Here is a 26092-nt window from a genome sequence, read left to right on the forward strand (position 1 = left end):
ACGGTATTGCCGGGGCGGCGCTGCCCACGCCGCCCCGGGGCCATCTCCCTATCGCATCAGCGTTTCCGCCAGCGCCCGGAAAGCACGGAACGTGATCGGATTGTTGGCCGCGTTGCCGGCCACGGGGTGCGACGCGTATCGCACGATGGTCAGCTCGGCCTTGGGGTCGATATAGATGCGCTGGCCATGGATGCCGGCGGCCTGGAACATGCCGTGGCTGTCGTGCGAGACCCACCACATGTCGCGATAGCTCCAGCCCGGCAGCACCGGCGCGCTGGCCGACCTGGCAAACTGGTCCCGGTCGCCGCCGCTGCGGATATCCGCCACGACCGAGGCCGGAATGATCTGCTTGCCATTGAAGCGCCCGTTGCCGCGGATGGTCTCGCCAAAGCGCGCAAGGTCGCGCAGCGTGGTGTTCAGCCCGCCGCCGCCCGACTCCGTGCCGATGCTGTCCACGGTGAAGTACGCATCCTGCTCCGCGCCCATCGGTTGCCAGATCCGCTCCGAGAGCAGCTTGGCCAGCGACTGACCCGAGGCCCTGCGCACGATCCACGCCAGCACCTCGGCATTGACCGTCTTGTAGGCAAACACCGCATTGTGGTCGCCTTCCTTCTGCAGGGTCTTCAGGAAGTCGTAGAACGTCCCCGGGCCGCTGTAGCCCGCCGGGCGGGCCAGCATGCCGCCCGCACGCGCGTAGTCCCACACCTCTGCCTTGGGATTGGCATAGTCCTCGGAGTAGCGCACGCCGATGGTCATGTCCATGACCTGCCGCACCGTGGCGTCACCGTAGGCCGTGCCAGCCAGTTCGGGCAGGTAGCGCGTCACCGATGCCGCCGGGTCGAGCTTGCCGTCGGCCGCGAGCATCGCGGCCAGCGTGCCGACAAATGACTTCGTGACCGACATGGCGATATGGGGCGTGTGCCCGTCGAGCGCGCCGAAATAGCGCTCATAGATGACCTTGCCCTTGTGCATCACCAGGATGCCGTCGGTGTAGGTCAGCGCCAGCATCTCGTCGAAGGTGCGGCGGGTGCCGTCCGCATCGGTGAACTGCACCGAGCCGACATCCCGTTCCGCACGCGGCAGCGCGCTGGCCGGGCCGGCGCCGCGCCAGACGGACGCGGTCGGCACCAGTTCTCGGATATGCGAGAACAGCCAGCGATTGCGCGGAAACCTGTCGGCGCCCGGCGTATGCGTGATCAGCTTGTCCGGCGGCGGCGGGAAGCCCTGCATCCAGCCCAGGCGGTTCGGGTCGCTGTCCAGCGCTGCGACCAGGGTCGGCGCCGCGGCTGCCGGGGCGGCCACACTCCCGGCAGCGCTGCCGGCGCTCTGGCTCCAGGCCGGCAGGCTGGCCGCGCACAGCGCCATGCATGCCAGGCGGCGCCAGGGGCGCGAGGATTCCGGATAGGTCTTCAACGACATGCTGTCTCCTTGCTTTGTTTTGTTTGAGGGATTGCCGCGCGCGGGGCTAGCCAGCCTGCGCATCCGCGCCCTGCTGGTGCTCGATCAAGGCCGCGGTCAGCTTGTCGATGCAGCGGTCCAGCGTCTGCACTTCCGCTTCCGTCAGCACCGAGAGGAACATCTTCTCCAGCATGTCGCCGCGCTGGTACGTCCGTGCGACCAGTGCTTCGCCCGCCGCGGTCAGGTAAAGGTTCAGCTGCCTGGCGTCGGCCTCGCCGACTTCACGGCGCAGCAGGCCCCGCTTTGCCAGCGCGGTGACCAGCTTGGAAGTCACCGTTTTCTCCAGCAACACCAGTTCGATCAGGCGCGTCAGCGTCAGGCCCGGCTCCAGCCCGGCAAAACGCAGCACACGCAACTCCCGCAGGCCGATGCCGAACTCGCGCTCGTAAAAGCCGGAGGCGGAACTCTTGGTCATTTCGCAAAGGCGGTTCAGGCGAAACGACATGAATTCCAGGATGGAATCGGTGGTGCTGGCAGTGTTGGACATGGGAACGGGTGATCAGGCGGCCGATAGATTCTATGGGCAATAGTTTCCATGAGCAACTAACCAAGGGTAAGTACGGTTCTTCGCGCGATCGCCGGGCAAAAGAAAAGGCCCGCCCCAGGATTCCTGGCAGCGGGCCGGTCCAGGCAGCGCGGCGGCTGCCTGCAGCGCTCAAGCGCGATCAATCGAGCAGGTGCCCCATGCGCGTGCGCTTCGTAGCCAGGTACTTCTCGTTCTCGGCGTTGGACGGCACGATGTGGCGCAACTGCTCGGTAACCGTGATGCCGGCCTTCTCGAGCGCTGCGGCCTTGAGCGGATTGTTGCTCATCAGGCGCACGGACTTGACGCCCCACTGGTGCAGCAGGTCGGCGGCGAAGGCGTAGTTGCGTGCGTCGATCGCCTGGCCCAGGGCCAGGTTGGCGTCGACCGTGTCGAGCCCGCCGTCTTGCAGGCGGTAGGCGCGGATCTTCTCGGCCAGGCCAATGCCGCGGCCTTCATGCCCGCGCAGGTACAGCAGGATGCCGCGACCTTCGGCGGCAATCTTTTCCATGGCGAGCTCGAGCTGCGGACCGCAGTCGCACCGGCAGGAACCGAAGACGTCGCCGGTCAGGCATTCGGAATGCATGCGGATCAGGACGCCATCGCCCGTCACATCGCCCACGCTGAGGGCCAGGTGTTCGATGCCTGAATCGGCGCCCTTGAAGGCGTGCGCCGTAAAGTCGCCGAATCGCGTCGGCAGGCGCGCCGAGTCGATCAGCTCAATTTCTGTGTCATTCATACCGGAATTCTTGGTCAAAAGGCGGGGGCGCGGCCCGGCACCGCCGACATTATGAGCGGAATTGCACCTTCGCGCTCGGATTCCCCGCCGTGGCGGGGCGGGACGGCCGTCGGCGAAGTCCTACAGCAGTACGCGCAATCCCCTTATGCAGCCGCTTCAAGCGGGTCGGTAGACTCGGTTTACAGGACATCGCCGGAGCCGTTCCAGGCGACAAAAAGCGCAGTGCGCATCACCTGACGGCGGCCCCCGGCCCCAGCAGGAGCAGGCCATGACCGGTAATCCCTTGAACGCTGAGCAAGCCAGTACCAAGATCGCAGCACTGTTCGATACCAGGTCGGCAGCCAACGACGCCGCCGAACGGGTCTGCCATGAGGCCCATCTCCGGCGCGGGCAGGTGCGGCTGGTGCATCCATACGAAGCGCACTTCGGCCGCAAGCTGGAGCCCGAGAACGACGCCATCGCGCGCACCGCGGTGCGCTCGCACCTGATGATGGGTACGCTGGGCGCGGTGGTCGGGCTGGCCATTGTCGGCATCCTGCACCGGCAGGGAGTCGAGGCCGTCATGGACAGCCCGGGATTCGCAATCGGGGCGGCCCTCTTTCTGGGCATGGTGTTCGGCATGCTGTTGGCGGGGCTGGTGACCGCACGACCGGACCATCAACTGGTAATAACGCCGGTGCGTGAGGCCGTGCAGCATGGCCGCTGGGCGCTACTGGTACACCCGACCACGCCGCAGCAATGCAACGAGGCTATGCGCGCGCTGCGCAATACCACCGCCGAGGTGCTCAGGACAGCCTGACTAGCTGCTCAGGGCTCGACCGAAGGCTCGCGCTTGAGCGTGCGCAGCACAAAGGTCGAGCGGCTGTGGCGCAGGCCAGGCAGCTTGTATAGCTTGTGCCGCAGGAACTCCTCATAACCCAGGGTCCCCGCCACGGCGACCTTGATCAGGTAGTCATATTCGCCCGTCAGCAAGTGGGCCTCCATCACCTCAGGCAATTCCGCCAGGGCCTTGCCGAAGCGGTACAGCATGTCGTCGTCGTGCCGCTCCAGCGTGACCTCGATCAGCACGGTATCCGGCAATCCCAGCGCCTTCTGGTTCAGCAGCGCGGCGTAGCCTTCGATCACCCCGCTTTCTTCCAGCGCGCGCACACGGTTCCAGCAGGGCGTGGCCGACAGGCCGACTTGCTCGGCCAGCCGCGCATTGGACAGGCGGCCATCGCGCCGCAGTTCACGCAGGATGCGCCGGTCGGTGTCGTCGAGTTTGGGCGGCTGTGCCATCGCAATATCTACAAGAAAAGAAACATCCTTATATTCTGCCATGAATGGATGTTTATTCTCCAATAGAAGCCATATCGAAGAAAATTTAGAAGCCAATTTTGCGTAACGGCTGGTAAATTTACCTTATCGAACGACCTGCCGGAAACAACACATGCCAGCCACCACCCTCCCCACCTTGCACCTCTCGCTGCGACTCGAAACCGCCGACCTGTTCGGCGCCATGGAATGGGTGCTGGCCAATGCGCGCCGTACCGGCCTGGCGCCCGCGCAACTCAGCTTCGACGCGGCCCGGCAGGCCGTGCTGCATGCCACCCTGACGGCGCAGGATGCCGGCCAGCTGTGGCTGTTCCTGCGCCGCCTCGACAATGGTTTCGACGTGGAACTGCTGTTTGCCGACGTGGATGACCCCGACAGCGACGCCGTGGCCGAGCCGGCACCGCGCGCCGCCATGCGCCGCACCAACAGTGAGCCGGCCCTGGCCCTGCCCGCGTGAACCGCGCCTAAGCAGCCTGCGGCAGCAGTTCGATCCCATCGAGCTGCGCCGCGCACGTATCGCGCACGATCGAGACAAAGTCCGCCACGTAGGGCCTGCGCGCCATCGCCGCCGGCACCGTGGCATAGAGCTCGCTCCACAAGCCTCTGGCACCGATGCGCTTGGCCAGCACGTAGTCGTGGTCGACGTAGTTCTTCACCCCCCAGTTGGGCAGCGCCGCCACGCCGCGGCGGCTGGCTACCAGCTGCAGCACCGCCACCGTCAGTTCCGCCGTGCGCCGTTCCAGGTGGATGCCCGCGGGCTCCAGCACCTCGCGGATCAGGTCGATGCGCTGCTCGGGCACCGGATAGGTAATCAGCGTTTCGCCGGCCAGGTCTCCGGCTTCGATGCGGCGCTTGTTGCGCAGCCGGTGTTCATTGGCGATGACCGCCAGGATCTCGAAGCGGAACAGCGGCGCCACCTCCAGCCCGCGTCGGGCCGCCGGCTGCGAGCCTATCACCATGTCGGCGCGGCCGTCGCTGAGCAGCGCGATCGGGTCGGCGTGGAAGCCCGCCACCAGATCCACCTCCACTTCCGGCCAGCGGCGGCGGAACTCGTCCATCACGGGCATCAGCCAGTCGAAGCAGGTATGGCATTCCAGCACCACGCGCAGCTCGCCACGGGTGTCGCCCTTGAGCCGTTCGATATCGCGGTCGGCGGCGCTGACCGCGGCCAGCACCTCGCGCGCCAGCGCCAGCAGGCGTTCGCCCGCCGGCGTGAAGCGCAGCCCCTGGCGCGTGCGGTCGAACAGCGGCAGGCCGTAGTGCGATTCGATCGCCTTGATCTGGTGCGACAGCGCTGACTGGCTGACATGCACGCGCTCGGCCGCGGTGGCCAGCTTGCCGGACTCGGCAATCGCCACCAGCGAGCGCAAATGGCGGACTTCGATCATGCGGCGCCCCCAACCTGTTGCCCGTCTGTCTTGATATGAAACTCATTCATATGTTGTTTAAAACTTGTCGCTTGATTCATTTTACGGGCAAACCGACACTGTGCGCCAGACATCTTCCGGAGCAACCTCCATGGCACGCACCCATATCCTCGGCTTTCCCCGCATCGGCGAACGCCGCGAACTGAAATTTGCGCAAGAAGCGTTCTGGCGCGGCGATCGCACCGAAGCCGAGCTGCGCGACGTGGCCGCGCAACTGCGCCGCCGCCACTGGCAGCTGCAGGCCGACCGCGGCCTGGACACCGTGGCCACCGGCGACTTTGCCTATTACGACCAGATGCTGAGCCTGACCGCGCTGCTGGGTGCGCTGCCGCGCCGCTTCGGCTTGGATCCGGCCCGGCTCACGCTGACGCAGTACTTCGAGCTGGCACGCGGCAACCGCGAGCAGCCGGCCATGGAAATGACCAAGTGGTTCGACACCAACTACCACTACCTGGTCCCGGAGCTGGACGCCGAGACCACTTTCGACGGCGGCCCGGCCTGGTTCTTCGAGGAAGCCGATGAGGCGCTGGCGCTTGGCCTGCGCGCCCGCCCGGTGCTGATCGGGCCGGTCACCTACCTGTGGCTGTCCAAGAGCCATGTGGCGGGCTTCGACCGCCTGGCCCTGCTGCCGCAACTGCTGCAGGGCTATCGCCGCATCCTCGACCAGCTCAAGGCGCGCGGCATCGAATGGGTGCAGATCGACGAGCCGGCCTTGTGCCTGGACCTGGAGCCGGCCTGGCTCGACGCATTCGACACCGCCTACGCTGCCTTGCGCGAAGCCGGCCCCAAGTTGCTGCTGGCCACCTATTTCGACACCGCCGCCGACCATGCGCAGCGCGCCGCCGCCCTGCCGGTCGACGGCTTCCATATCGACCTGGTGCGGGCGCCGGAACAACTGGCCGCATGGCAGGCCGCGCTGCCCGCGCACGCCGTGCTGTCGCTGGGCGTGATCGACGGCCGCAATATCTGGCGCACCGACCTGCGCCGAGTCCTGGACACGCTGCGCCCGGTGCAGGCCGCGCTGGGCGAGCGCCTGTGGCTGGCACCGTCGTGCTCGCTGCTGCATGTGCCGGTGTCGCTCGCGCATGAAGTGCGTCTCGATGTCGAGCTGAAGTCGTGGCTCGCCTTTGCCACCGAAAAGCTCGACGAGCTGTCCGTGCTGGGCCGCGCGTTGAATCAAGGCGACGCCGTGGTCGCCGAAGCGCTGGCAGCATCCGACGCCGCGCAGGCCTCGCGCCGCGCCTCGCGCCGGGTGGTCAACCCGCGGGTGCAGCAGCGGCTGGCAGCCGTGAGCGCCGGCATGGCCGACCGCGCCAGCCCCTTTGCCGAGCGCATCGAGCGCCAGCGCCAGGCGCTGCAGCTGCCGCTGTTGCCGACCACCACGATCGGCTCGTTCCCTCAGACCGCGGCCATCCGCCAGACCCGCGCCGCGTTCAAGCGTGGCGAGATCGGCGCGCTCGAATACCTGGAGCGCATCCGTGCCGAGATCGCGGTGGCCGTGCGCAAGCAGGAAGCACTGGGCCTGGACGTGCTGGTGCACGGCGAAGCCGAGCGCAACGACATGGTCGAGTACTTCGGCGAGCAGCTGTGCGGCTACGGCTTTACCGAGAACGGCTGGGTGCAGAGCTATGGCTCGCGCTGCGTCAAGCCGCCGGTGATCTACGGCGACGTGTACCGGCCCGAGCCGATGACGGTCGATACCGCCCGCTACGCGCAATCGCTGACCGAGCGGCCGATGAAGGGCATGCTCACCGGCCCCATCACCATGCTGCAGTGGTCCTTCGTGCGCGACGACCAGCCGCGTGCCACCACCGCGCGCCAGCTGGCCCTGGCCATCCGCGACGAAGTGTGCGACCTGGAGCAGGCCGGCATCCGCGTGATCCAGATCGACGAGCCCGCGCTGCGCGAAGGCCTGCCGCTGCGCCGTGCCGACTGGGATGCCTACCTGGACTGGGCCGTCACTGCCTTCCGCCTGTCGGCCAGCGGCGTGCAGGACCAGACCCAGATCCACACGCATATGTGCTATGCCGAGTTCAACGATATCCTGCCCGCCATCGCGGCCATGGACGCGGACGTGATCACCATCGAGACCTCGCGCTCGGCGATGGAACTGCTGGAAGGCTTCGGCGACTTCGACTACCCGAACGAGATCGGGCCGGGTGTCTACGACATCCACTCGCCGCGCGTGCCGTCGGTGCAGGCCATGGAGCGGCTGCTCGACCGCGCCTGCGAGGTGGTGCCGCCGCAGCGGCTGTGGGTCAACCCGGACTGCGGCCTGAAGACGCGCGGCTGGGAAGAGACCGAAGCAGCGCTGGCCAATATGGTCAGCGCGGCCCGCGCGCTGCGCGCGCGGCTGTCGGCGCGGGGCGCAACGACCTGGAAGCGCCTCAGCAAGCCTGCAGCCGCCACCGCCGCGGCAGTGCCCCACGCCGGCAACGCCTGCACGGCCTGCGCCACGCACGCGAACTGAGACGGCGTAGCGCCAATTGCGCTGGCAGGAAAAGACAAAGGCCGCATGCCCCTCACAGGCATGCGGCCTTTGTCCTCGATGGCGGCCTCGTCAGTCCACCTGCATCACCGCCGGCGGCATCCAGTTGCCGTCCAGCAGCACCTGCTCCGGCCAGTACGCGCGCAGCATCATGTTCAGGCCATCGGGCGGCGCCGGCAGCCAGTTCGCCGCCTTGGCGCCGGCCGGGCGCTCGTGCTGGATATAGATATCGAGCGAGCCGTCGCGGTTGTAGCGCAGGCGGTCGCGGCTGCCCACGGCGTAGCGCTGGATCGGGTTGGGAATGAACGCCTGCCGGTCGTTGTACAGCGTCAGCGACCAGAACGCGCGCGCCGGCGGCAACTGGTCCTTGTCGAAATGCAGCACATAGCGCGCCCCGCCCTGCAGCGGCTTGCCGTTGGCATCCGTGCGGGTGGAGGCGTAGATCGCGTCTTCGGGCAGGTTGGCACCCAGGCCCACCCACGCGGTCACCGCGCGGCGGCCGTAGCTGGTGCCATAGGTGCCCAGGTCGCGATGCATGACCCAGCCGTTGCCGGCATCGGCATTGCCCTTGCGCGCACCCTGAACGATCGCGGCCAGCGCAGCGGTAGCACCCTCCTGCACCGCGCGCGCGGTGGAGGGCTCCATCACCGTGGTCTTAAACGGCACCCCCGGGGTGATGCCCATGCGGCGGAGCTTGTCCACCATGGCGGCATCGGCGGGCGCCGGCGGATTGGCCGGCAGCAAGGCGGCAAAGCGCGTGAAGAAAGCCTGTGCATCCATTGCCGCCACCAGCTCCACGGGCGAGCTTTCAGGGTCGATGGCCGTGGGCCGCGGCGCGGCCCTCTCCGGCACGCGCCGCCCGCCACCCCAGGCCGACAGCGGCGTCAGCCGGTACTGGTCCTGGAGCCGGTGCACCGCCGGGAAGTCCTGCTTGCCATTGGCCTGCGTACGGCCGATCAACCAGACCATCGACGTGGGCGAACGGATCTCCTGCATGCCCTTGGGCAGCGTGCCGCGCCAGTCAGGCCCGGTGATGGCGAAGTTGCCGCGGCGGGTGCCGGTGGTGCGCTTGCCCGGCGACGCGAACACATTGGTCCACGCATCCATCAGCGGCATCAGGTAGTAGCGCCCGTACGTATCGGGCACCGACAGGATGACCGGCTCCCTGGACAGGTCGAGCCAGGCCGACGAATACAGCGTGTCGGCGTTGGGGCTGACCACGTCGGTGAAGCTGGCGTCCGGGAAGGTGCGCTTGTGGTGGAAGGTATTGGCCGGCGTGCGCAGCGTCATCAGCTCGCGCGTCACGTCCATCAGCACCATCGGATAGGCGAAGGTGAAGACCTCGGCGGACAAGGCCTTCATCGCCTGGTCGGACGGCGGTTGCTCGGCGACTGCCGGGCTGGTTCCGTGATCCGGCGCGGACGCACAGCCGGACAGCATGACGGCAAGCGTGACCGCGCTCGCCAGTTGACACAAGGATGGCTTCATGACCCCGTTTTCCCAATGTTTTTGCGGCTTTTCGGGTGTTGCGGCTATGACTGCCGGCATGTCGTCCCGAAGGCGCATCTATTCCGTGCGCATCTTGTCCCGCGCGCCGGTGACCTGTCAATTCCTCTGAAGCCGGGAAGCGAGGGCAAGCGCACCGAACGCCGGCGGCATCGGTCACGGGTGAATCATGAAGCACTATCAGGGGTGATGAAAGCCGCACGCATGGCTCGGCCTTTCCGCCTCAGAGCCTCAGCGCGTTAGGAAATCCAGCACCACCTTGCTGAACGCCTCGGCCTGCTCCAGGTTGGAGATATGTGCGGCCTCCAGCTCGACATAGTGGGCGCCCGGGATCGTCTGCGCCAGGAACACGCCATCGCGCGGCGGCGTGGGCAGGTCGCCCGAGCCAGCGATCACCAGTGTCGGCGTGGTGATCTTTTCGATTTGCGCGCGCAGGTCGGCATCGCGCACCGCCAGGCAGTTGGCCGCGTAGCCCGCAGCCGGGGTGGCCCCGAGCATGGCGCGCAGCGATGCCACCAGCCCCGGATGCGCGGCCGCGTACGGCGGGGTGAGCCATTTGTCGACTACCGCGGCAGCGATCGATGCCACGCCGTCGCGCCCGACCGCAGCGGCGCGGTTGGTCCAGTTCTCCGGCGGGCCGATATAGGCAGCGGTATTGCACAACACCAGCTTGCGCAGGCGCGGACCATGGTTCAGGGCCAGCCACATGCCAGTGATGCCACCCATCGACAAGCCGCAGAAACTGGCTTCGCCGATGCCAAGGTGATCGAGCAACGCGATCACGTCGCCGCCGAGTTGCGCGATGCTGTACGGACCCGCCGGCACCGACGACTCGCCATGGCCGCGCGTGTCATAGCGCAGCACGCGGAAGTGCTGGCTGAAGGCCGCCACCTGCGGCTCCCACATGCTGAAGCTGGTGCCCAGCGAATTGGACAGCACCAGCACCGGCAGGTGCTCGGCGCCATCGAGGCGGTAATGCAGTCGGAGGTTGGCGAGGTCGGCGTATGGCATGGCGTTTGGCTCAGGATCAGGTGGCTGGATGGCAGGCGCTCAGTTCGGCGCGATGGCCGAACCGTGTTGCGCCAGCGGCGTGACCTTGATCTCCATGTACGGGTACAGCGGCAGCATGGTCAGCAGCGTGTGCAGTTCGTCGTTGTCGCCGACATCGAAGATGCTGACGTTGGCGTACTGGCCCACCACACGCCACAGGTGGCGCCACTTGCCTTCGCGCTGCAGGCGCTGCGACATGGCCTTCTCGTCGGCCTTGAGCTGCTCCACCAGTTGTGGATCGAGCGATGCGGGAATCTTGACGGTCATTTCTGCCATGAACAACATGGGGTCTCCTTGTCCGGGGGTATGGTGGGATGGAGGCAGCGCGGGCTGCCTCGTCAAAGATGGCGCACGCCGTCGAGATAGGCCTTGCGCCAGCGCACGATGCGCACCTCGGCAAACAAACCCGCCTCGGTGAACGGATCGGCGTCGATGAATTGCTGTGCCGCGTCGCGGGTGTCGACATCGACGATATAGATGCCGCCTCCGGCATCCGAGCCATCGTCGTTGAGCTTGGCGCCGCAAGCCAGCAGCAAGTCCTTGTTGGCTTCCAGGTAATCCAGGTGGCTGGCACGGGTGGCCTGGCGCACATGCTGGTGATTGGGCTTGTCGACGGTTTCGATCAGGTACGGCATGGCAATCCTCCTGTCAGCGGCACGCTGGCCGCGGGTCAAAGTCAGGCAATCTGCGCGCCCCACAGCAGCAGCGCGGCAATGTAGATCAGGCCCACCCAGAACATCATGATCACGGTGTAGCCCATCACGTCCTTCAGGTTCAGCCTGGACAGCGCCAGCGCCGGCAATATCCAGAACGGCTGCACCAGGTCGTTCCAGGCATTGCCGAGCATCACCGACATCGAGGTCTGGCTGACCGAGCTGTTGATGGCCTTGGCCGCATCGACCATGAACGGGCCCTGGATCATCCAGTGGCCACCGCCCGACGGTGCGAAGAAGTTGATCACGAACGAACTGAGCAGCCCCCAGAACGGCAGCGTCTGCGGCGTGGCGATCTCCACGAACACACGCGAGATGGTATCCACCAGCCCCGAGCCGGCCATGATCGCCATGATGCCTGCATAGAACGGATACTGCAGGATGATGCCGGAAATGGTCTTGATGCCTTCGTTCAGCTTGGCCACGTAGTTGACCGGCGTGCCCAGCAGCAGCACGCCCGCGAACAGGATCAGGAAGTTGATCAGGTTCAGGTCGAGCGAGCCGCCCTGCGTGAAGTAGATGACCGCGTAGGCCATGCCGCACAGGCCGATGGCCAGGCTCAGGATACGGCTGTTGTTCAGGCGCGCGGCCAGGGTGTTCTCGCCGCCCATGCTGTGGGCCGAGCCGGCCTCGGCCTTGGCGGGTTCCTGGTCGCGGCGGATCTCCACCACATCGGCCGGGTTGCGCGGATGCAGCCAGGCATTGAGCAGCGGCAGCGTGACGATCACCGCCAGGCTGGTCAGCAGCATCGGCGTGGAGAAGATGGTTTCAGACAGCGGGATCACGCCCATCAGCTTTTCCATCGGGTGGCCCGGGGTGGAGATCAGCACCGGGATGCTGGCCGACAGGCCCAGCCCGTACAGGGTGAAGCCGCTGTACGCGGCGGCGATGATGAGCGGGTAATGCACGCCACGGACCTTCAGCGCCAGCTTCCTGGCGATGATGCCGCCGATCACCAGCCCGAAGCCCCAGTTCAGGTAGCTGCCGATGCCGCCCACCAGCGTGGCGACGATCACCGCGGTGCGCGGCGAGTGCACGGCACTGACGATGCGGTCGAGCATGCGGTCAGTGAACGGCGCGGTGGCCAGCACGTAGCCCATCGCCAGGATCACCGCCATCTGCGTGGTAAATGCCAGCAGGTTCCAGAACCCCTTGCCCCAGCTGGCGATCACGGCCGGCGCTGCCTGCCCTTGCACCGTCACCGCCAGCGCCATCGTCAGCAAGGTCAGGCCGATGGCAAATACAAAGGGATCCGGCAGGTACCGGCGCATGAGTTCGGTGAAGAACCCGGCAATCTTGCTCATAGCTTCCTTGTCTCCAGTTTCGGCCAAAGTTACGCCACTAGAACTACAGTTCTATATGCGAACTTCAAAAATACGCGTGGCTATGCTAAGAGCCGGTCGACCGGTTGGTCAAGGAAATGGGGACGCGCGATTACATTCGTTTCGCGCAACAATTCTTGAATGAGGCCTGGAATTTTCTACGCAGGCCATGCAATGCGGACGATCGGCAGGATCAATAGCGCATCTGCACATCTTCGACCTTGCCCGTACGCGCGTTGTACAGGCAGGCGTAGTAGAAGCCGATCGCCGACGAACTGTCGTCAGGCTCGAACACGCCTTCGCCATTGACCGAGGTTTGCGCATTGGGGCGCAGGTAGTACTGCTCGCGGTCGGCCATCAGCATCACGCTGCCGGGCTGCGGGTAGCGGCGCTTGAGGGCTTCCGCCACGGCCGGCTCGCAGGCCGTGGACGCGGCCCTGGAAGCGGCTTGTGGATCGACGGTGATGCGGGTGGTGGCCGGGGGCACAGGGCGCGGTGCCATCTGCGGCGGCGTTTCGCAGGCGGCCAGCAGGCACACCAGCGGCAGGCACAGGCAAGAAGCTCGGATCACGCGGACCTCCTCAGAAGGAGGGCGCCGGCAACGGGCACCCCAAAAAGTGAAGCGGAGCTATCAGGTTACTGCCTCTGGCCGGAAAAGCCAAAGCCGGCGCGCCCGGGCAGCCCGGCAATGCCCCGCCGATAGCGAATCCTTGAACGCGGCTAAACTATGGCACGCGGCAGCGCCCCGGGTTCCGGCCAGGTGCGTGCCGCCAGCACAACCACGATGCCGACACAATGACAACCACAGAGACAAGCGGCAACCGCCCTGCCACCCCTGCTCCCCTGCTGCGCACCGCCGCCAGCCTGCTCGTCGTGCGCGATGCGCCGGCCGGCATGGAAGTGCTGCTGGTACGCCGCGTCGAACGCGCCAACGACCGCAGCAGCGGCGCCTACGTTTTCCCGGGCGGCACGCTCGACGCGCAGGACAAGGCCCTGCACGCGCATGCCCACGGCCTGGACGACGCCCTTGCCAGCGAACGCCTGGGCATGCCGGCCAGCGGCCTGGACTTCTACCTGGCCGCCTTGCGAGAATGCTATGAAGAGGCCGGCCTGCTGTTTGCCTGTGACCGCGACGGGCGCCCGCATTCGCCGCACCAGCTCGACGCCGCCGGCCAGGCGCTGCTGCGCGAGGCAGTGCAGCGCGGCGGCCCCGGCCTGGCCCACGCTTGCGAGCAACTGGGCCTGCGCCTGGCGGCCGACCGGCTCGCCTATCACAGCTACTGGCTGACGCCCCCCGGCCTGCCCAAGCGTTTCGATACCCGCTTCTTTGTCGCCATCGCCCCCGAAGGCCAGGTGGCCGTGCCCGACGGCACCGAGATCGTGGAGCACCGCTGGATTCGCCCCGGCGAGGCCGCCGATCCCGCCAGCGGCCTGCCGCTGATGCACGTCACGCGCCGCACGCTGAGCTCGATCGCGCAGTTTGAAAGCGCCGCGGCCTGCTTCGCTTATTACTCGCAGCTGCGCGGCATTGCCTGCATCATGCCGCGGCTGGCCACCGGCGCGGCCGGCGTGCGCCCGGTGATGCCGAACGAGCCGTGCTACGCCGAGATCGGCCGCATCGATCCCGACGGCAACACGCACGGCCGTTATGAGCTGGTACCGGGCGTGCCGGTACGACTGTCCGAGCGCGTCTGGCGCGTGACCGCCAACAACGGCAACGTGATGACGGGCCCGGGCACCAACACCTACCTGATAGGCGGCGGCGCGCGCAATGAATGGGCCGTGATCGATCCGGGCCCGGACGATGGCGAGCATGTGCGCGCCATCCTTGCTGCCGCACCCGGCCCGATCCGCTGGATCCTCGCCACGCATACCCACCTGGACCATTCGCCCGCTGCCGCCGCGCTGCAGGCCGCCACCGGCGCCACGGTGCTCGGGCGTGCCGCGCCTGCCGGCCAGTGGCAGGACCTCAGCTTCGAGCCACAGCGCGAACTGAACCACGGCGAGCGCCTTGCCATCACCGAGGACTGCACCTTGCGCGTGTGCCACACGCCGGGCCACGCCTCGAACCACCTCTGCTACCTGCTGGAAGAAGAACAGACACTCTTTACCGGCGACCACGTGATGCAGGGCTCGACCGTCGTCATCGGCCCGCCCGATGGCGACATGCGCGCCTACCTGGACTCGCTCGCAGCACTGCAGGATGAAGACCTCGACTGGCTGGCGCCGGGCCATGGCTTCCTGATCGCGCGCCCGCAGGACGCCATCCGCATCCTGGTCCGGCACCGGCTGCAGCGCGAGGCCAAGGTCGTTGCCGCACTGCGCGAACTGAGCCCGGCACCGATCGGCGAGCTGCTGCTGCGCGTCTACGACGATGTGCCGCCGCGCATGCATCCGGTTGCGCAGCGATCGCTGCTGGCGCACCTGCTCAAGCTGCGCGATGACGGCAAGGCGCAGGAAGCGGACGGCATCTGGTCGAACGCCACGGCGTAGCACCGGCGCGGGCATCGGGGCCAGTTGAAGATTTTTGGCGGGGGGCTTGCGCAAACCAGAAATTGCGCTACAATGGCGCCTCTCGTGTGCGGCTGTAGCTCAGTTGGATAGAGTACTTGGCTACGAACCAAGGGGTCGTGGGTTCGAATCCTGCCAGCCGCGCCACCTATGCAGAAAGAAAAAGGGCTTCCGGAAACGGAAGCCCTTTTTTCATTGCGGCGCTCGCATTTGGCGCCACCCTCCCCACTACCACCACTACCACCGATAGCGCGCCCCGACCGTTCCGCCCGGGTTGCGCCCCGCCCTCACCTTGAACCACAGCTTCATGCCGGTCGATGTATTGCCATGCGCGCCGATGTTGAAGGAGAACAGCCCGCGCAGCAGGTCGGCATCGATCTTGGTGCCGTTGATGTTGATGACCTGTTTGCGGCTGTCCTGCCACCAGTCAGCCTCGACAAAGGGATAAATGCCGGCCAGCCGCGTCGGCTGCGCGCCGTACAGGCGCACGCCGATACCGGCGGCGCTGGCATCGCCGGGCATGGCTTGCATCGGCATGCCGGAGACGGGAGACATGCCAGGCTGGTAGGCCAGCTGCAAGCGCGGCTGGATGGTCAGCCCGCCTGCGCGCGGCACCACGGCATCGACCGCCAGCGCCATGGTGCGCATGCGACTGTCGGCAAAACCGCCTGCGCTGGTGATGTCATCCAGGTGCAGCGACACCCGGCGCGGGCGTTCGGCCATGGCGGCGGTTTCACGGTCGACCGCGGCAAGGCCGGGCGCATCGTCATCGGGCCCGGGGCCCATGGCAAGCGTTAACGCGGATGGGGATGACTGCGACGGCGCGGCATACTCGACGGTGACGGGCTCGGCGGGCGTGGCGGACCAGGCAGGAGCAGCGGTGTCGGCAACCAGCAGATCGGGCACGTCGGCCATGGCGGGCTGCCCGGCTTGCGCCTGCAGCGGCTGGTCCCAGCCGGAGACGCCCTGGCTTTCCGGAACGGCGTCATCTGCATGGGCCAGTGCACACATCAGCATGGCCAGGATGACGCTGTACTGCAGGTGATGCAGGACCATGCCGTGATGCGCGGCACATACGTGCCACCCGGGGCAAGTCCCCGCCTCCCTTTCTCTCGATGACAAGACCGTAGTCATGGCAACCACCTTCGGACGTTATATGTGCCTGCCCGATGAGTTCGAGCATAGGTCAAATGCCCTGCCAGCGTTAGCCGGGAATGTTCGGCCGCGCGCGCCCCGTACGACCCTGTCAGTGAGCAAATTCGGCCTGGCCGCTGCGCCTTTTCGTCAATAATGGCGGTAATGACAAATCTTGCAGACATCGCCCGGCAAGCTGCCGCCGGGAGCAAACCTTATGGCCTTGTGGCAACGTGCGCGCCGGCGTGAGTCCGAACCCGGGGGCATGGCACCGCCGGCCGGACGCAGCCGCAGCCTGAAGCGCAAGCTGGCGATCGCCACGGCGGTCGGCGGGCTCTGCACCCTGGTGCTCGCCGCGCTGGTGATGGCCCGCTCGTATGGCGACTTCACCTCGGCGCGGCAGAACCTGTACGACATCTCGGCATACCGCGAGCTGCTCGAGGCCGCCAACGTGCTGTCCGCGGAACGTGGACCGGCCAACAGCGTGCTGGGAGATCCACCCTCGCCCAACACCTCCGCGCGTGAGCGCCTGCAAGCGTTCCGCGCCCGCAGCGACGCCGCGCTGGCGCGCCTGGCCGCGCCGCCGCCGGCACCCTTCGGCCTGCACAACCACCACCTGCCGCCGCTGATGGTCGAGCGCGTGCGCGAACGCCTGGCGCGGGCGCGGGCCGAGATCGACGAACTCGCCGGGCGGCCGCGCCAGGACCGTGACATGGACGAGATCCGCCATGCCATCGAAAGCATGTTCGAGGTCGTGGACGCGCTGCAGCCGGCCATCGCCTGGCAGGTGCGCGAACTGTCCGCCTGCGACGACGGCCTGGCGGCGCCGGCGCTGACCGGCAGGATGCTGGGCGACCTGCGCGAGTATGGCGGGCGCATCGCCTCGCAGATCATGGCGCCCGTGGCGGCGCGCCAGCCGATGCCGGTGCAGAGCCTGGTGGACGCCACGCGCTCGCGCGGCCGGCTGCTGGAGCTATGGCAGCTGGCGGGGCCGGCGTACAACATGTTCGGCGCCGTGCCCGCGCTGGAGCAGGCATACGCCGACGCCGGCCACCAGTTCTTCGGCCAGGGCCTGTCGATGATCGACAGCCTGGTTGCGCAGGGCCGCGTCTCGGGCAATTACTCGATGACGCCGACGGAGCTGACCAACCGCTACGTGCGCACGCTGGAGCCGCTGGAGCGGTTGCGCAGGGTATTCCTGGACGAGGTGGTCGCGCATTTCACCGCAGCGCGCGCACAAGCGCTGCGCGAACTGACGGCAGCGTGCGGCACGTCGGCGCTGATCCTTGCCGTGCTGGGCTACGTGCTGGTGTTCATGCAGCGCTCGGTGATCCTGCCGCTGCTGCGCGCCGGCGACGAAGTGATCGGCCTGGCCGAGGCGCGCGAACACCCGCACTACGCTGCGCCAGCGGCGTCCGCCAGGCCCGCGGCGGAGATGCGGCGCCTGTTCGATGCCATCGAGATCCTGCGCCGCAAGCTGCGCGAGCGCGCCTCGCTGACCGAACAACTGGAACACCAGGCGCGCACCGACAGCCTGACCGGGCTGCTGAACCGGCGCGCGCTGGAGCTGGTGGCCGCGCAGTACGCGGCACACGACAGCGCCAGCCTGGTGCTGATCGACGTGGACCGCTTCAAGCAGATCAACGACCGCCATGGCCATGCCGCCGGCGACCAGGTGCTGCGCGACATCGCTGCGATGATGCGCGCGCTGGTGCCGCCCGAAGGCGTGCTGGCACGCTTCGGCGGCGAGGAGTTCGCGCTGCTGCTGCCGCACGGCAGGCCGGGCGAGGCCGCCGCGCTGGCCGAAACCCTGCGCGCGGAAATCGCGTCGCGCCCGGTCTTCCTGTCGGGCAGCACCCAGCTGTGCGTCACCGCCAGCTTCGGCGTGGCCATCGGGCGCGGCGGCGAGCGTCACTGGCAGCGGCTGTTCGGCGCGGCCGACGCTGCCATGTACCGCGCCAAGGCCGAAGGGCGCAACTGCGTGCGCGAGGCACAGCGCGAGGAAGGGGTGGCAGCCGGCTGAAGCAGGCCGGCCCCGGCACCAGCACGGAAACGATGGACGAAAAAAACCCGCATCGCTGCGGGCTTCTTCCACATATCCGGCACCGCCGCCTCGGTATCGAATGGCGGTGACCCGGTCACTCACGCCGGGCTAAAACGAAGAAAGGCTCGCTTGCGCGAGCCTTTCTAAATATTGGTGCCCAGAAGAGGACTCGAACCTCCACAGTGTTGCCACCGCTAGGACCTGAACCTAGTGCGTCTACCAATTCCGCCATCTGGGCTTCGTTTCGCTGCATTGCTGCCGCGATGCGAAGAAAGAAATTATGCCGAGCGCGTCAGCGACTGTCAACACCCTGACACAAAAAATTTGTGATCCTTATTGCCCGCCGCCGCGCCGCAGGAAATCCACCTGCGCCGGCCGGCCAGGCAGGTCCAGCGCAGCCATCGCCGGAGGCATGCTGGCGATGGTCTTGCCGGCACGCAGCACCCGCAGCCGCGTGGCGCGCAGGCGGATCGCCTCCACCGGGTCGCGCGCCTGCAGCAGCACCAGGTCGGCGCGGCAGCCAGGCGCCACGCCGTAGCCATCCAGCCCGAGGATCTGCGCGGGCATGGCGGTCACGGCGGCGAAGCACGCGCGCATGGCTTCCTGCCCGGTCATCTGCGCGACATGCAGCCCCATGTGCGCCACTTCCAGCATGTCGCCGGAGCCCAGGCTGTACCACGGATCCATCACACAATCGTGGCCGAACGCCACCGGCACGCCGGCCGCCAGCAACTCCGGCACCCGCGTCATGCCGCGGCGCCGCGGATAGGTATCGTGCCGCCCCTGCAGCGTGATGTTGATCAGCGGATTGGCGATCGCCGCCACGCCGGCGTCGCGCATCAGCGGGATCAGCTTGGATACGTAATAGTTGTCCATTGAATGCATCGAGGTCAGGTGCGAGCCCGCCACCCTGCCCTGCAGGCCGAGCCGCACGGTCTCGCTGGCCAGCGTCTCGATATGGCGCGACAGCGGGTCGTCGCTCTCGTCGCAATGCATGTCGACGCGCAGGCCGCGGTCCGCCGCCAGCTCGCACAGCAGCCGCACAGATTCGGCGCCCTGCGCCATGGTGCGCTCGAAATGCGGGATGCCGCCGACCACGTCGACGCCCATGTCCAGCGCGCGCTTCAGGTTGTCCAGCGCGCCGGGCGCGCGCAGCACGCCGTCCTGCGGGAACGCCACCAGCTGCAGGTCCAGGTAGGGGCGCACGCGCTCGCGCACGTGCAGCAGCGCCTCCACCGCGAGCAGCCGCGGATCGCACACGTCCACATGCGAGCGGATCGCCAGCAGCCCGCGCGCCACCGCCCAGTCGCAGTAGGCCAGCGCGCGCTCGACCAGCGCGTCCTGCGTCAGCATCGGCTTGAGCTCGCCCCACAGCGCAATGCCTTCGAGCAGCGTGCCCGACTGGTTCACGCGCGGCAGCCCGTACGACAGTGTGGCGTCCATATGGAAGTGCGCATCGACGAACGGCGGCGTCACCAGGTGGCCGGCCGCATCGATCTCGTCGGCGGCGTGCGCGGCCAGTGCCGGCTCAACCGCGGCGATGCGGCCCGCGGCAATGCCGATATCGATGTCGGTGCGCCCGTCGGGCAGGTTGCAGTGCCGCAGGATCAGGTCGAGCATGGAGGTCTCTCAGGCAGGAGGCACGGCGATACGGCGATGTTCTCACGGCGCCGGCTCCGGCGCCACGGCGTCATGCGCGCCGGTCGGGCGCCGCGGGCTCGGGGTCGAGTCCGCAGCCGCGCAGCAGCAGCGCCACCAGGTGCTCGGTGGCCTGCGCATAGTCCCGCTGCTCCAGCTGGCTGACGCCGAGCACCGCGCATACCTGCGACTCGAAATCCGCATAGGTCTGCGTGGCCGCCCAGATCGTGAAGAACAGGTGCTGGGGGTCGACCGGCGCCATCTGGCCGCGGTCGATCCACTGCTGCACCACCGCGGCCTTGCGCGACACCAGTTCGCGCAGCACCTGCCGCAGGACCTCGCCGATCTCATGCGCGCCGTGCAGCAGTTCGTTGGCAAATACGCGCGATGCATCCGGATGACTGGCCGACAGCCGCATCTTGGCGCGGATGTATTGTTCCAGCGCCACCTGCGGCGGCAGCTCGGCGCGGATGATGTCAGTCTCCGACAGCCACAGCTGCAGCGTATGCGCCAGCACGGCGCGGTACAGCGCCTGCTTGGTGCGGAAGTAGTAATGCAGGTTGGACTTGGGCACGCCGGCGCGCACCGCGATCTCGGCCATGGTGGCGCCGGCAAAGCCCGCGCGCGCAAAGACATGCTCGGCCGCGCGCAGGATCATGGCCTGGTTCTCCTGCCGGATGCGCCCGCCCGGCGCATCGCACGCGGGCAGCGGGCGCCGCGCCGCGGCGCTGGCCTGCGTGTCCATCAGCGCGTGCCGTAGAGGCGGTCGCCGGCGTCGCCCAGCCCGGGCACGATATAGCCGTGCTCGTTGAGCGTTTCGTCGATGGCCGCGGTGACGATGCCGACCTCAGGGTGCGCCGCGCGCAGCGCGCGCAGCCCCGGGCGCGAGGCGATCAGGCACACGTACTTCATGGTGGTGACGCCGGCCTCTTTCAGGCGGTTCAGCGCGGCAATGGCCGAGTTGCCGGTGGCCAGCATCGGGTCCACCACGATCACCATGCGCTCCTGGATGTCTTCCGGCATCTTGAAGTAGTACTCGATCGGCTCCAGCGTCTCGGGGTCGCGGTACAGGCCGATATGCCCGACGCGCGCCGCCGGCAGCAGCTCCAGCATGCCGTCGATAAAGCCGTTGCCCGCGCGCAGGATCGACACCAGGCACAGCTTCTTGCCCGACAGCACCCGCGACTGCATCGGCGCGATCGGCGTGCGGATGGCGACCGTCTCCATGGCCAGGTCGCGCGTGGCTTCGTAGGTCAGCAACTGGCTGATTTCACGCACCAGCCGGCGGAAGTTGTCGGTGGTGGTGTCCTCGCTGCGCACCAGGGTGACCTTGTGCTGCACCAGCGGGTGGTCGACGACCAGCACCCCGGCCAGGCCGGCAGGATCGGCATCGAGTGGTTCAACAGCGGGAACAGCGGACATGTCGTTCATGGTGACGCTCCAGATGCCAGGTTTCACACGCAATGCCTGCCGGCAAGGTCGGCCGCCTGGCGGCCGACCTTGCTCAGAACACCGTGCCGTCGCTGATGATGGCGAACGGCGGCGCGCCACCCGGGCGCCGCTTGGCGGCAATGCGGCGCCCCGCCGCCCAGGTGCCGCCTTCGAGCACGCGCGCCAGCGGGAAATTTTCTTCCTGCAAGCCAAGCGCCTGGCGCACGCCGTCGGCCACCAGGTCCAGGCCGGTCACGGTCAGCGCGCGCCATTCGACGATCACGGGCTCATCCACCGCATGCGGCACGGCGGCAAAGCCGGGGTCGCGCGGCACCATCAGCTCGAAGTCGTAGAGCAGGCCGCCGTTGCGGTATTCGGGCAGGCCCGTCAGCGCGTCCAGCCCGGTCACGGTCAGGCCGGCGTCCTCCAGCGGCTCCAGCAGCGAATACGTCAGCCATTGCGTGAGCTTGTGGAACGGCACCAGCCCGCCCGGCGCGGCCGGATGCCGCCAGCAGTCGCCCAGCGACACGCCTTCGACAATGATCCGCCCCGGCCATACCGGCCCCAGGCCGACCAGCAGCGTGCGCAGCAGGAAGCCGGCGTCGAGGTGCCCGTTGACCGCATGCGCCTTCAGGTAGTCGTACAGGTTGCCCAGCCGTGCCGGCCGGCCGAACAGCGCCGGGGTCGCCTCCATCACCTCGCCGAGGCGGCGCAGCAGGCCGGCGCGGCCTTCCAGCCCCACCAGCGGGTTGTGCTGCGCGACCTGGAAGGCGTGGGCGATGCTGTCGGCATCGATGCGCTGCAGCCGCTCGGCGTCCGCGCGCAGCGGATCGCCCGGCGCGGCCGAGAAGCCGCCGCGCGCGAACAGGTCGAAACTGGCCACGCCCAGCCCTTCCGAGCGCGTCAGCACCAGGTCGCTGGCCGGATCGCGGTAACGCCAGTCAGGGCCGGCGCCGGCATCGAGCAATACGCTTGGAATCACCAGGTCAATGCCGATGCGGGCGCGCTCCTCGCGGTGCTCGGGCCCGCTCAGCGCGGCACGCTCGCACAGCACCTGCCACCGGTCCGCGCGCTGGTCGACACCGGCGCTTTCAAAATGGCGCCAGCGGCTGTGGTACGGCACCTGCAGGTCAGGATAGCGCTGGCGGATGGTGCTGGCGACATAGTCGGCAATGGCATGCACGCGGTCCGGATGCCAGGTGAAAAGTTCGGACGCGCCGCTGGCCACGTTCTCGGTGACCGCCGCGCAATGCGTGCGCACCGCCTCGGCACACAGCAGCGCCGAAGCGGGATGCCCTTCCGGTACCGGGCTCAGCCAGCCGGCACCAGGCCGCATCTCGTTACCTGTGCCCTGGCGGTCCATGCCGGGCTTGCCATCCTCGGGAAACATCGTCATTCGTTCAACCCCCTGCCCTTTGCCAGGGCCAGTTCGTTCGCATCCGGCGGCGTGTAGTGCGTAAAGTAGCCCGCGGCCACCTTGGCATCGATCTCGACACGGGCGTCGGCGGGAATCAGGGTCTCGGGGATGGCCACCTGCTCGACCACCTCGATGCCCTGCGCCACCAGCGCGCCATGCTTCATGTTGCTCATCGACGCCCAGCGGTCGATGCGGCGGATGCCCAGCCAGTGGAACACATCCGGCATCAGCTCCTGGAAACGCATGTCCTGCACGCCTGCCACGCATTCGGTGCGGGCAAAGTAAGTCTCGGCACGGTCGCCGCCCACCTGCCGCTTGCGGGCGTTGTAGACCAGGAACTTGGTCACCTCGCCCAGCGCGCGGCCCTCCTTGCGGTTGTAGACCACCAGCCCGACACCGCCCTGCTGCGCCATCTCGATGCACACCTCGATGCCATGTGCCAGATACGGCCGGCAGGTACAGATGTCTGACCCGAATACATCCGATCCGTTGCATTCATCGTGCACGCGGCAGGCCACGCGGGTTTCAGGCTTGCCCAGCTGGCTCACGTCGCCGAAGAAATACAGCGTCATGCCGCCGATGGGCGGCAGGAACACCTTCAGGTCCGGCCGCGTCACCAGTTCCGGGAACATGCCGCCGGTCTGCTCGAACAGGCTGCGGCGCAGCACGCTTTCCTTGATGCCGAAACGGGCCGCCAGCCCGGGCAGATACCAGACCGGATCGACCGCAGCCTTGGTCACGCGCACATCGCCATTGGCATGGAGGATGTCGCCGTCGGGCTTGAGCCGGCCGGCCGCGATGGCCGACATCAGCTCCGGCATGTTGATATGCGCGCGGGTGACGGCGATGGTCGGGCGGATATCCACGCCGGCCGCGATGCGGTCGGCAAACACGGTGGACACCAGGTGGCCCCACGGATCCAGCGAAACTATCTTCTCCGGGTCGCCCCACTGCGGATGCGGGCCGATCGCCTCCGCCGGCGCGGTATCGGTCAGGTCGGTGCGATGGTCGCGCTGCAATGCGCCCGCGGCAACCGCCAGGGCCCGGTAGATGGCGTAGGCACCTGCGTGAGTGCCGATCACATTGCGCTGCGCCGGATTCGCCAGGCTGGCGATGACCGGCCCGCGCTCGGCCGCCGTGGGGGCGCCCCAGTGGATAGGCTCGGCCGGCTTGTCGCGGCGTGCGTGCGAGGTCAGGACGATATGGTCGGACATGGCACCCTCGGTTCCCGATGGAATCCTGACCAAATGGTCAGGTTTACGATTCCATACTAGGCAACCTTTGTGCCATCGCCCAATGCCATTTACGCGAGTGTTGCTCCGATGTGTGTGGCGCCGAACGCAAGTTTGCGCGGGCGGCATGCACGCATGGCGTGCAGGCGACGTGGCATAACGGGTGCACAAGCACCAACAAGAAGCGCGCACGGCCATGCTGGCACGTCGCCGTCCGGGAGAAACCGTACCACCGCTGCACGGCCATGCCTGCAAACGTTACACGCTTTGCCGGCTGGCGCGGTCGCGGCCGTTGCCCAGCAGCGCACGCAGCGCCGCCAACGGCCGGGCGCTTTCGATGTAGCGATAGAACAACGCGCCGGCCACATTGCTGAGCGCCCATGCGGCAACCATGCCGAGCGCGTTCAGCACCGGCTGGCCCGGCGCCAGGTTCGACACCAGCGCGTTGACCAGCAGGCAGACCGGAAAGTGAACCAGGAACACCGAATAGGAAATGCGCCCGAAGAAGCCGATCACGCGCGCCCGCGGCCAGCGCTCCAGCCAGCCGCCGCGGCGCGCCACCGCCAGCAGCAGCGCAGTCGCCAGCGCCACCGCGATGCGCAGCCGGAAATCGAAGGCCAGCGCCGCCAACGTTACCGCGCCGAGGACCAGCAGCGGCAACACCGGGCGACCGGGGTTGGACGCCCAGTAGGCCAGCGCCCCCATGCCATAGGCGCCGAAGAAGTACAGCGCCCAGATATCCCACGCGGCATCGCGGTTGAACCAGAACAGCGATGCCACCGCCACCAGCACCACAATGCCAATGCTGACCCCGGCACCCGCCGGCGCTTTCCCGCGCGCCACGGCGCGCGCGGCCCACAGCGCACCCAGCAGCAGCGCAAACAGCTGCAGGTCGATGGCCACGTACCAGACCCCGGCCGAGAGCGCGTCGACATCGAGCACGTTATGCAGCAGCGTCACGTGCGCAAGGAACTGCAGCAGGCCGGGCGGCGCAGGGATCGAATCATGCACCATCCATTGGCGCGCCAGGGCGGCCCCGGCAATGCTGAGCAGCAGCGCCGCAGCAAAGGGCACCACCAGCTTCTGGTAGCGCCGCCACAGCACCAGCAGCGGATGCTGGCTGATTTCCAGCTGGCCATGCGGCGCCAGGCTGCGCGCGGCGAGGAAACCGCTGACCACCAGAAAGACCTGCACGGCGATGCGGGCGTAGTCGTAGAGCCAGTCCACCAGCCCCGGGGCCAGCCGATACGCGGTATCGGACATCGGGCCATAGAAGGCCAGGTGATGGAGCACGATCAACTGGGAGCTGACCGCTTTCAGGGCGTCAATGCACGGCAGGCGCGACGGACGGGGGCTCATTGTTATAGGAATGTTGCGATTGGCACGGAAGGCGCGATTCTACCTGCTTGCATCCGCTCAAATGTGGCATATGCACCACTACATATAGATTCGTTACATACTGCCCCGGCTTGTTGCGAGTTTGCAGGCACATGGCTTCATGTCTTAGCCAGCAGGCATTGGCTTATGAAAATGCTGCGCAAAACAGTCAGGGGCCAACAGGAGCCGGCATAAGGAAGTGCATACACAGGCGGCAGCTCTTTCCACGAAGCAAGGCTTGTGAGTCAGGCACGTGCCTTTATGCGTCGCGGCCCAGAATATACAACTGTCGGGTGGATACGGGGATGTCAGGCTTGAACCACACATTCCAGGAGAGCTCTGTTGTGCGCCAGTAGCATAAGCTAGAGGCAGGATTGCCACCTGGGGTCCGCTTATGCAGCACCGCACGCTCTTCCCCCGCACCGGTCACGCCTTCCGTTGCGGCTTGGCTGAGTGCTCCCTCATCGCCCTTCTGGCCGCGGCCCTGGCGGGATGCGAGGGAGTCCCCCGGGATACCGCGGCGACACCGCCACCGCCGCGTCAGCCGATTGCGCCCAGCGACGACGTGTACCCCGCCCCGACCACGGTACGCGACACGCGACCTGCGGTGCGCACTCCGTAGGCGGCGTTTTCCTACGCGGCCGGCATCCGGCCTTTGCACCCGGATGTCATTCCCCTGTCATCCACGCCAAACAAAATGCCATCCAGGCAGGGTGCAGGCGCCCGTCCGCCAGCCGCCTTCTGCGGCAGTGCAGCGACGGAATGTCT

General features: G+C 67.4%; 23 protein-coding genes and 2 tRNA genes. 6 read left to right on the forward strand and 19 right to left on the reverse strand.

The genetic code is table 11. The features are described from left to right. Nucleotides 1-48: 48 nt before the first annotated feature. The 3 genes from I6H87_RS26725 to ribA all read right to left on the reverse strand — a co-directional run bounded on the left by I6H87_RS26725 (nucleotide 49) and on the right by ribA (nucleotide 2720). The gene (locus tag I6H87_RS26725) at nucleotides 49-1419 is read right to left on the reverse strand and encodes a serine hydrolase domain-containing protein (protein WP_011617316.1); all 1371 of its coding nucleotides are present in this window, start codon (nucleotides 1417-1419) and stop codon (nucleotides 49-51) included. A gap of 46 nt (nucleotides 1420-1465) precedes the next feature. Then, nucleotides 1466-1945 carry a MarR family winged helix-turn-helix transcriptional regulator gene (locus I6H87_RS26730; protein ID WP_010814561.1) on the reverse strand — a complete coding sequence of 160 codons (480 nt, stop codon included), beginning with the start codon at nucleotides 1943-1945 and terminating at the stop codon, nucleotides 1466-1468. A gap of 178 nt (nucleotides 1946-2123) precedes the next feature. Continuing rightward, nucleotides 2124-2720, reverse strand: coding sequence for a GTP cyclohydrolase II (gene ribA / locus I6H87_RS26735; protein ID WP_010814562.1), 597 nt, complete (start codon nucleotides 2718-2720; stop codon nucleotides 2124-2126). Nucleotides 2721-2988: 268 nt separating this feature from the next. On the opposite strand from ribA, the gene I6H87_RS26740 reads away from it, so the two are divergent. Beyond that, on the forward strand, nucleotides 2989-3519 hold the full coding sequence (locus I6H87_RS26740; RefSeq protein WP_010814563.1) for a hypothetical protein: 531 nt from the start codon (nucleotides 2989-2991) through the stop codon (nucleotides 3517-3519). An 8-nt stretch (nucleotides 3520-3527) separates the two neighbouring features. On the opposite strand, the gene I6H87_RS26745 is transcribed toward I6H87_RS26740, so the two are convergent. Further along, nucleotides 3528-3998: an Lrp/AsnC family transcriptional regulator gene (locus tag I6H87_RS26745; RefSeq protein WP_010814564.1), complete on the reverse strand. Its 471-nt coding sequence runs from the start codon at nucleotides 3996-3998 to the stop codon at nucleotides 3528-3530. Nucleotides 3999-4149: 151 nt separating this feature from the next. On the opposite strand from I6H87_RS26745, the gene I6H87_RS26750 reads away from it, so the two are divergent. Beyond that, a complete protein-coding gene (locus I6H87_RS26750) occupies nucleotides 4150-4491 on the forward strand; it encodes a hypothetical protein (RefSeq protein WP_010814565.1) in 342 nt (113 codons plus the stop codon). Nucleotides 4492-4498: 7 nt separating this feature from the next. On the opposite strand, the gene I6H87_RS26755 is transcribed toward I6H87_RS26750, so the two are convergent. Then, the gene (locus tag I6H87_RS26755; RefSeq protein ID WP_010814566.1) at nucleotides 4499-5422 is read right to left on the reverse strand and encodes a LysR family transcriptional regulator; all 924 of its coding nucleotides are present in this window, start codon (nucleotides 5420-5422) and stop codon (nucleotides 4499-4501) included. 130 nt (nucleotides 5423-5552) lie between these two features. Between I6H87_RS26755 and metE the strand changes: the two genes are divergently transcribed. Continuing rightward, a complete protein-coding gene (gene metE / locus I6H87_RS26760) occupies nucleotides 5553-7931 on the forward strand; it encodes a 5-methyltetrahydropteroyltriglutamate--homocysteine S-methyltransferase (RefSeq protein WP_011617318.1) in 2379 nt (792 codons plus the stop codon). 90 nt (nucleotides 7932-8021) lie between these two features. Here the strand turns inward: metE and I6H87_RS26765 are convergent, their stop codons facing one another. The 6 genes from I6H87_RS26765 to I6H87_RS26790 all read right to left on the reverse strand — a co-directional run bounded on the left by I6H87_RS26765 (nucleotide 8022) and on the right by I6H87_RS26790 (nucleotide 13111). Next, nucleotides 8022-9437, reverse strand: coding sequence for a DUF1254 domain-containing protein (locus I6H87_RS26765; protein ID WP_011617319.1), 1416 nt, complete (start codon nucleotides 9435-9437; stop codon nucleotides 8022-8024). A 249-nt stretch (nucleotides 9438-9686) separates the two neighbouring features. Continuing rightward, nucleotides 9687-10466, reverse strand: a complete 780-nt coding sequence (pcaD, locus tag I6H87_RS26770) for a 3-oxoadipate enol-lactonase (protein WP_011617320.1) — start codon at nucleotides 10464-10466, stop codon at nucleotides 9687-9689. Between the two features lie 39 nt (nucleotides 10467-10505). Next, nucleotides 10506-10790, reverse strand: coding sequence for a muconolactone Delta-isomerase (gene catC, locus I6H87_RS26775; RefSeq protein ID WP_010814570.1), 285 nt, complete (start codon nucleotides 10788-10790; stop codon nucleotides 10506-10508). Nucleotides 10791-10843: 53 nt separating this feature from the next. Beyond that, on the reverse strand, nucleotides 10844-11140 hold the full coding sequence (locus I6H87_RS26780; protein ID WP_010814571.1) for a YciI family protein: 297 nt from the start codon (nucleotides 11138-11140) through the stop codon (nucleotides 10844-10846). A gap of 41 nt (nucleotides 11141-11181) precedes the next feature. Next, a complete protein-coding gene (locus tag I6H87_RS26785; protein ID WP_011617321.1) occupies nucleotides 11182-12522 on the reverse strand; it encodes a short-chain fatty acid transporter in 1341 nt (446 codons plus the stop codon). A gap of 211 nt (nucleotides 12523-12733) precedes the next feature. Beyond that, entirely contained in the window at nucleotides 12734-13111 is a 378-nt protein-coding gene (locus tag I6H87_RS26790; protein WP_011617322.1) for a hypothetical protein, read from the reverse strand. A 224-nt stretch (nucleotides 13112-13335) separates the two neighbouring features. Here I6H87_RS26790 and I6H87_RS26795 point away from each other — a divergent pair, with 224 nt between their 5' ends. Both I6H87_RS26795 and I6H87_RS26800 read left to right on the forward strand, forming a co-directional pair. Continuing rightward, nucleotides 13336-15033 (forward strand): MBL fold metallo-hydrolase, encoded by a 1698-nt coding sequence (locus I6H87_RS26795; protein ID WP_011617323.1) that lies wholly within the window; start codon nucleotides 13336-13338, stop codon nucleotides 15031-15033. Nucleotides 15034-15121: 88 nt separating this feature from the next. After that, a tRNA-Arg gene (locus tag I6H87_RS26800) sits at nucleotides 15122-15198 on the forward strand. A 90-nt stretch (nucleotides 15199-15288) separates the two neighbouring features. Here I6H87_RS26800 and I6H87_RS26805 read toward each other — a convergent pair. After that, nucleotides 15289-16185, reverse strand: coding sequence for a hydrolase (locus tag I6H87_RS26805; protein WP_011617324.1), 897 nt, complete (start codon nucleotides 16183-16185; stop codon nucleotides 15289-15291). A gap of 217 nt (nucleotides 16186-16402) precedes the next feature. On the opposite strand from I6H87_RS26805, the gene I6H87_RS26810 reads away from it, so the two are divergent. Beyond that, nucleotides 16403-18208: a GGDEF domain-containing protein gene (locus I6H87_RS26810; RefSeq protein WP_011617325.1), complete on the forward strand. Its 1806-nt coding sequence runs from the start codon at nucleotides 16403-16405 to the stop codon at nucleotides 18206-18208. Nucleotides 18209-18380: 172 nt separating this feature from the next. Here the strand turns inward: I6H87_RS26810 and I6H87_RS26815 are convergent. The 7 genes from I6H87_RS26815 to I6H87_RS26845 form a co-directional block, all read right to left on the reverse strand. Continuing rightward, nucleotides 18381-18467: transfer RNA gene (locus tag I6H87_RS26815), tRNA-Leu, on the reverse strand. A 95-nt stretch (nucleotides 18468-18562) separates the two neighbouring features. Beyond that, a complete protein-coding gene (locus I6H87_RS26820; protein ID WP_011617326.1) occupies nucleotides 18563-19849 on the reverse strand; it encodes an amidohydrolase family protein in 1287 nt (428 codons plus the stop codon). Between the two features lie 70 nt (nucleotides 19850-19919). Continuing rightward, nucleotides 19920-20612 (reverse strand): TetR/AcrR family transcriptional regulator, encoded by a 693-nt coding sequence (locus tag I6H87_RS26825; protein ID WP_010814578.1) that lies wholly within the window; start codon nucleotides 20610-20612, stop codon nucleotides 19920-19922. Beyond that, nucleotides 20612-21298, reverse strand: a complete 687-nt coding sequence (gene upp / locus I6H87_RS26830) for a uracil phosphoribosyltransferase (protein WP_010814579.1) — start codon at nucleotides 21296-21298, stop codon at nucleotides 20612-20614. Before upp ends, I6H87_RS26825 begins: the two co-directional genes overlap by 1 nt. A gap of 73 nt (nucleotides 21299-21371) precedes the next feature. Further along, the gene (locus I6H87_RS26835) at nucleotides 21372-22694 is read right to left on the reverse strand and encodes a URC4/urg3 family protein (RefSeq protein WP_010814580.1); all 1323 of its coding nucleotides are present in this window, start codon (nucleotides 22692-22694) and stop codon (nucleotides 21372-21374) included. Next, a complete protein-coding gene (locus I6H87_RS26840; RefSeq protein ID WP_010814581.1) occupies nucleotides 22691-23929 on the reverse strand; it encodes a GTP cyclohydrolase II in 1239 nt (412 codons plus the stop codon). The genes I6H87_RS26835 and I6H87_RS26840 overlap by 4 nt, the downstream gene beginning before the upstream one ends. A gap of 276 nt (nucleotides 23930-24205) precedes the next feature. Then, a complete protein-coding gene (locus I6H87_RS26845) occupies nucleotides 24206-25306 on the reverse strand; it encodes an acyltransferase family protein (RefSeq protein ID WP_011617328.1) in 1101 nt (366 codons plus the stop codon). Nucleotides 25307-26092: the final 786 nt, after the last annotated feature.

The organism is Cupriavidus necator, from assembly GCF_016127575.1.
GTDB classification, from domain to species: domain Bacteria; phylum Pseudomonadota; class Gammaproteobacteria; order Burkholderiales; family Burkholderiaceae; genus Cupriavidus; species Cupriavidus necator_D.

Excerpts from the sequence above, each read along its gene's own strand:
- I6H87_RS26725 (WP_011617316.1), bottom strand. The coding sequence starts at position 1,419 with ATGTCGTTGAAGACCTATCCGGAATCCTCGCGCCCCTGGCGCCGCCTG.
- I6H87_RS26730 (WP_010814561.1), bottom strand. The coding sequence starts at position 1,945 with ATGTCCAACACTGCCAGCACCACCGATTCCATCCTGGAATTCATGTCG.
- ribA (WP_010814562.1), bottom strand. The coding sequence starts at position 2,720 with ATGAATGACACAGAAATTGAGCTGATCGACTCGGCGCGCCTGCCGACG.
- I6H87_RS26740 (WP_010814563.1), top strand. The coding sequence starts at position 2,989 with ATGACCGGTAATCCCTTGAACGCTGAGCAAGCCAGTACCAAGATCGCA.
- I6H87_RS26745 (WP_010814564.1), bottom strand. The coding sequence starts at position 3,998 with ATGGCACAGCCGCCCAAACTCGACGACACCGACCGGCGCATCCTGCGT.
- I6H87_RS26750 (WP_010814565.1), top strand. The coding sequence starts at position 4,150 with ATGCCAGCCACCACCCTCCCCACCTTGCACCTCTCGCTGCGACTCGAA.
- I6H87_RS26755 (WP_010814566.1), bottom strand. The coding sequence starts at position 5,422 with ATGATCGAAGTCCGCCATTTGCGCTCGCTGGTGGCGATTGCCGAGTCC.
- metE (WP_011617318.1), top strand. The coding sequence starts at position 5,553 with ATGGCACGCACCCATATCCTCGGCTTTCCCCGCATCGGCGAACGCCGC.
- I6H87_RS26765 (WP_011617319.1), bottom strand. The coding sequence starts at position 9,437 with ATGAAGCCATCCTTGTGTCAACTGGCGAGCGCGGTCACGCTTGCCGTC.
- pcaD (WP_011617320.1), bottom strand. The coding sequence starts at position 10,466 with ATGCCATACGCCGACCTCGCCAACCTCCGACTGCATTACCGCCTCGAT.
- catC (WP_010814570.1), bottom strand. The coding sequence starts at position 10,790 with ATGTTGTTCATGGCAGAAATGACCGTCAAGATTCCCGCATCGCTCGAT.
- I6H87_RS26780 (WP_010814571.1), bottom strand. The coding sequence starts at position 11,140 with ATGCCGTACCTGATCGAAACCGTCGACAAGCCCAATCACCAGCATGTG.
- I6H87_RS26785 (WP_011617321.1), bottom strand. The coding sequence starts at position 12,522 with ATGAGCAAGATTGCCGGGTTCTTCACCGAACTCATGCGCCGGTACCTG.
- I6H87_RS26795 (WP_011617323.1), top strand. The coding sequence starts at position 13,336 with ATGACAACCACAGAGACAAGCGGCAACCGCCCTGCCACCCCTGCTCCC.
- I6H87_RS26805 (WP_011617324.1), bottom strand. The coding sequence starts at position 16,185 with ATGACTACGGTCTTGTCATCGAGAGAAAGGGAGGCGGGGACTTGCCCC.
- I6H87_RS26810 (WP_011617325.1), top strand. The coding sequence starts at position 16,403 with ATGGCCTTGTGGCAACGTGCGCGCCGGCGTGAGTCCGAACCCGGGGGC.
- I6H87_RS26820 (WP_011617326.1), bottom strand. The coding sequence starts at position 19,849 with ATGCTCGACCTGATCCTGCGGCACTGCAACCTGCCCGACGGGCGCACC.
- I6H87_RS26825 (WP_010814578.1), bottom strand. The coding sequence starts at position 20,612 with ATGGACACGCAGGCCAGCGCCGCGGCGCGGCGCCCGCTGCCCGCGTGC.
- upp (WP_010814579.1), bottom strand. The coding sequence starts at position 21,298 with ATGAACGACATGTCCGCTGTTCCCGCTGTTGAACCACTCGATGCCGAT.
- I6H87_RS26835 (WP_010814580.1), bottom strand. The coding sequence starts at position 22,694 with ATGACGATGTTTCCCGAGGATGGCAAGCCCGGCATGGACCGCCAGGGC.
- I6H87_RS26840 (WP_010814581.1), bottom strand. The coding sequence starts at position 23,929 with ATGTCCGACCATATCGTCCTGACCTCGCACGCACGCCGCGACAAGCCG.
- I6H87_RS26845 (WP_011617328.1), bottom strand. The coding sequence starts at position 25,306 with ATGAGCCCCCGTCCGTCGCGCCTGCCGTGCATTGACGCCCTGAAAGCG.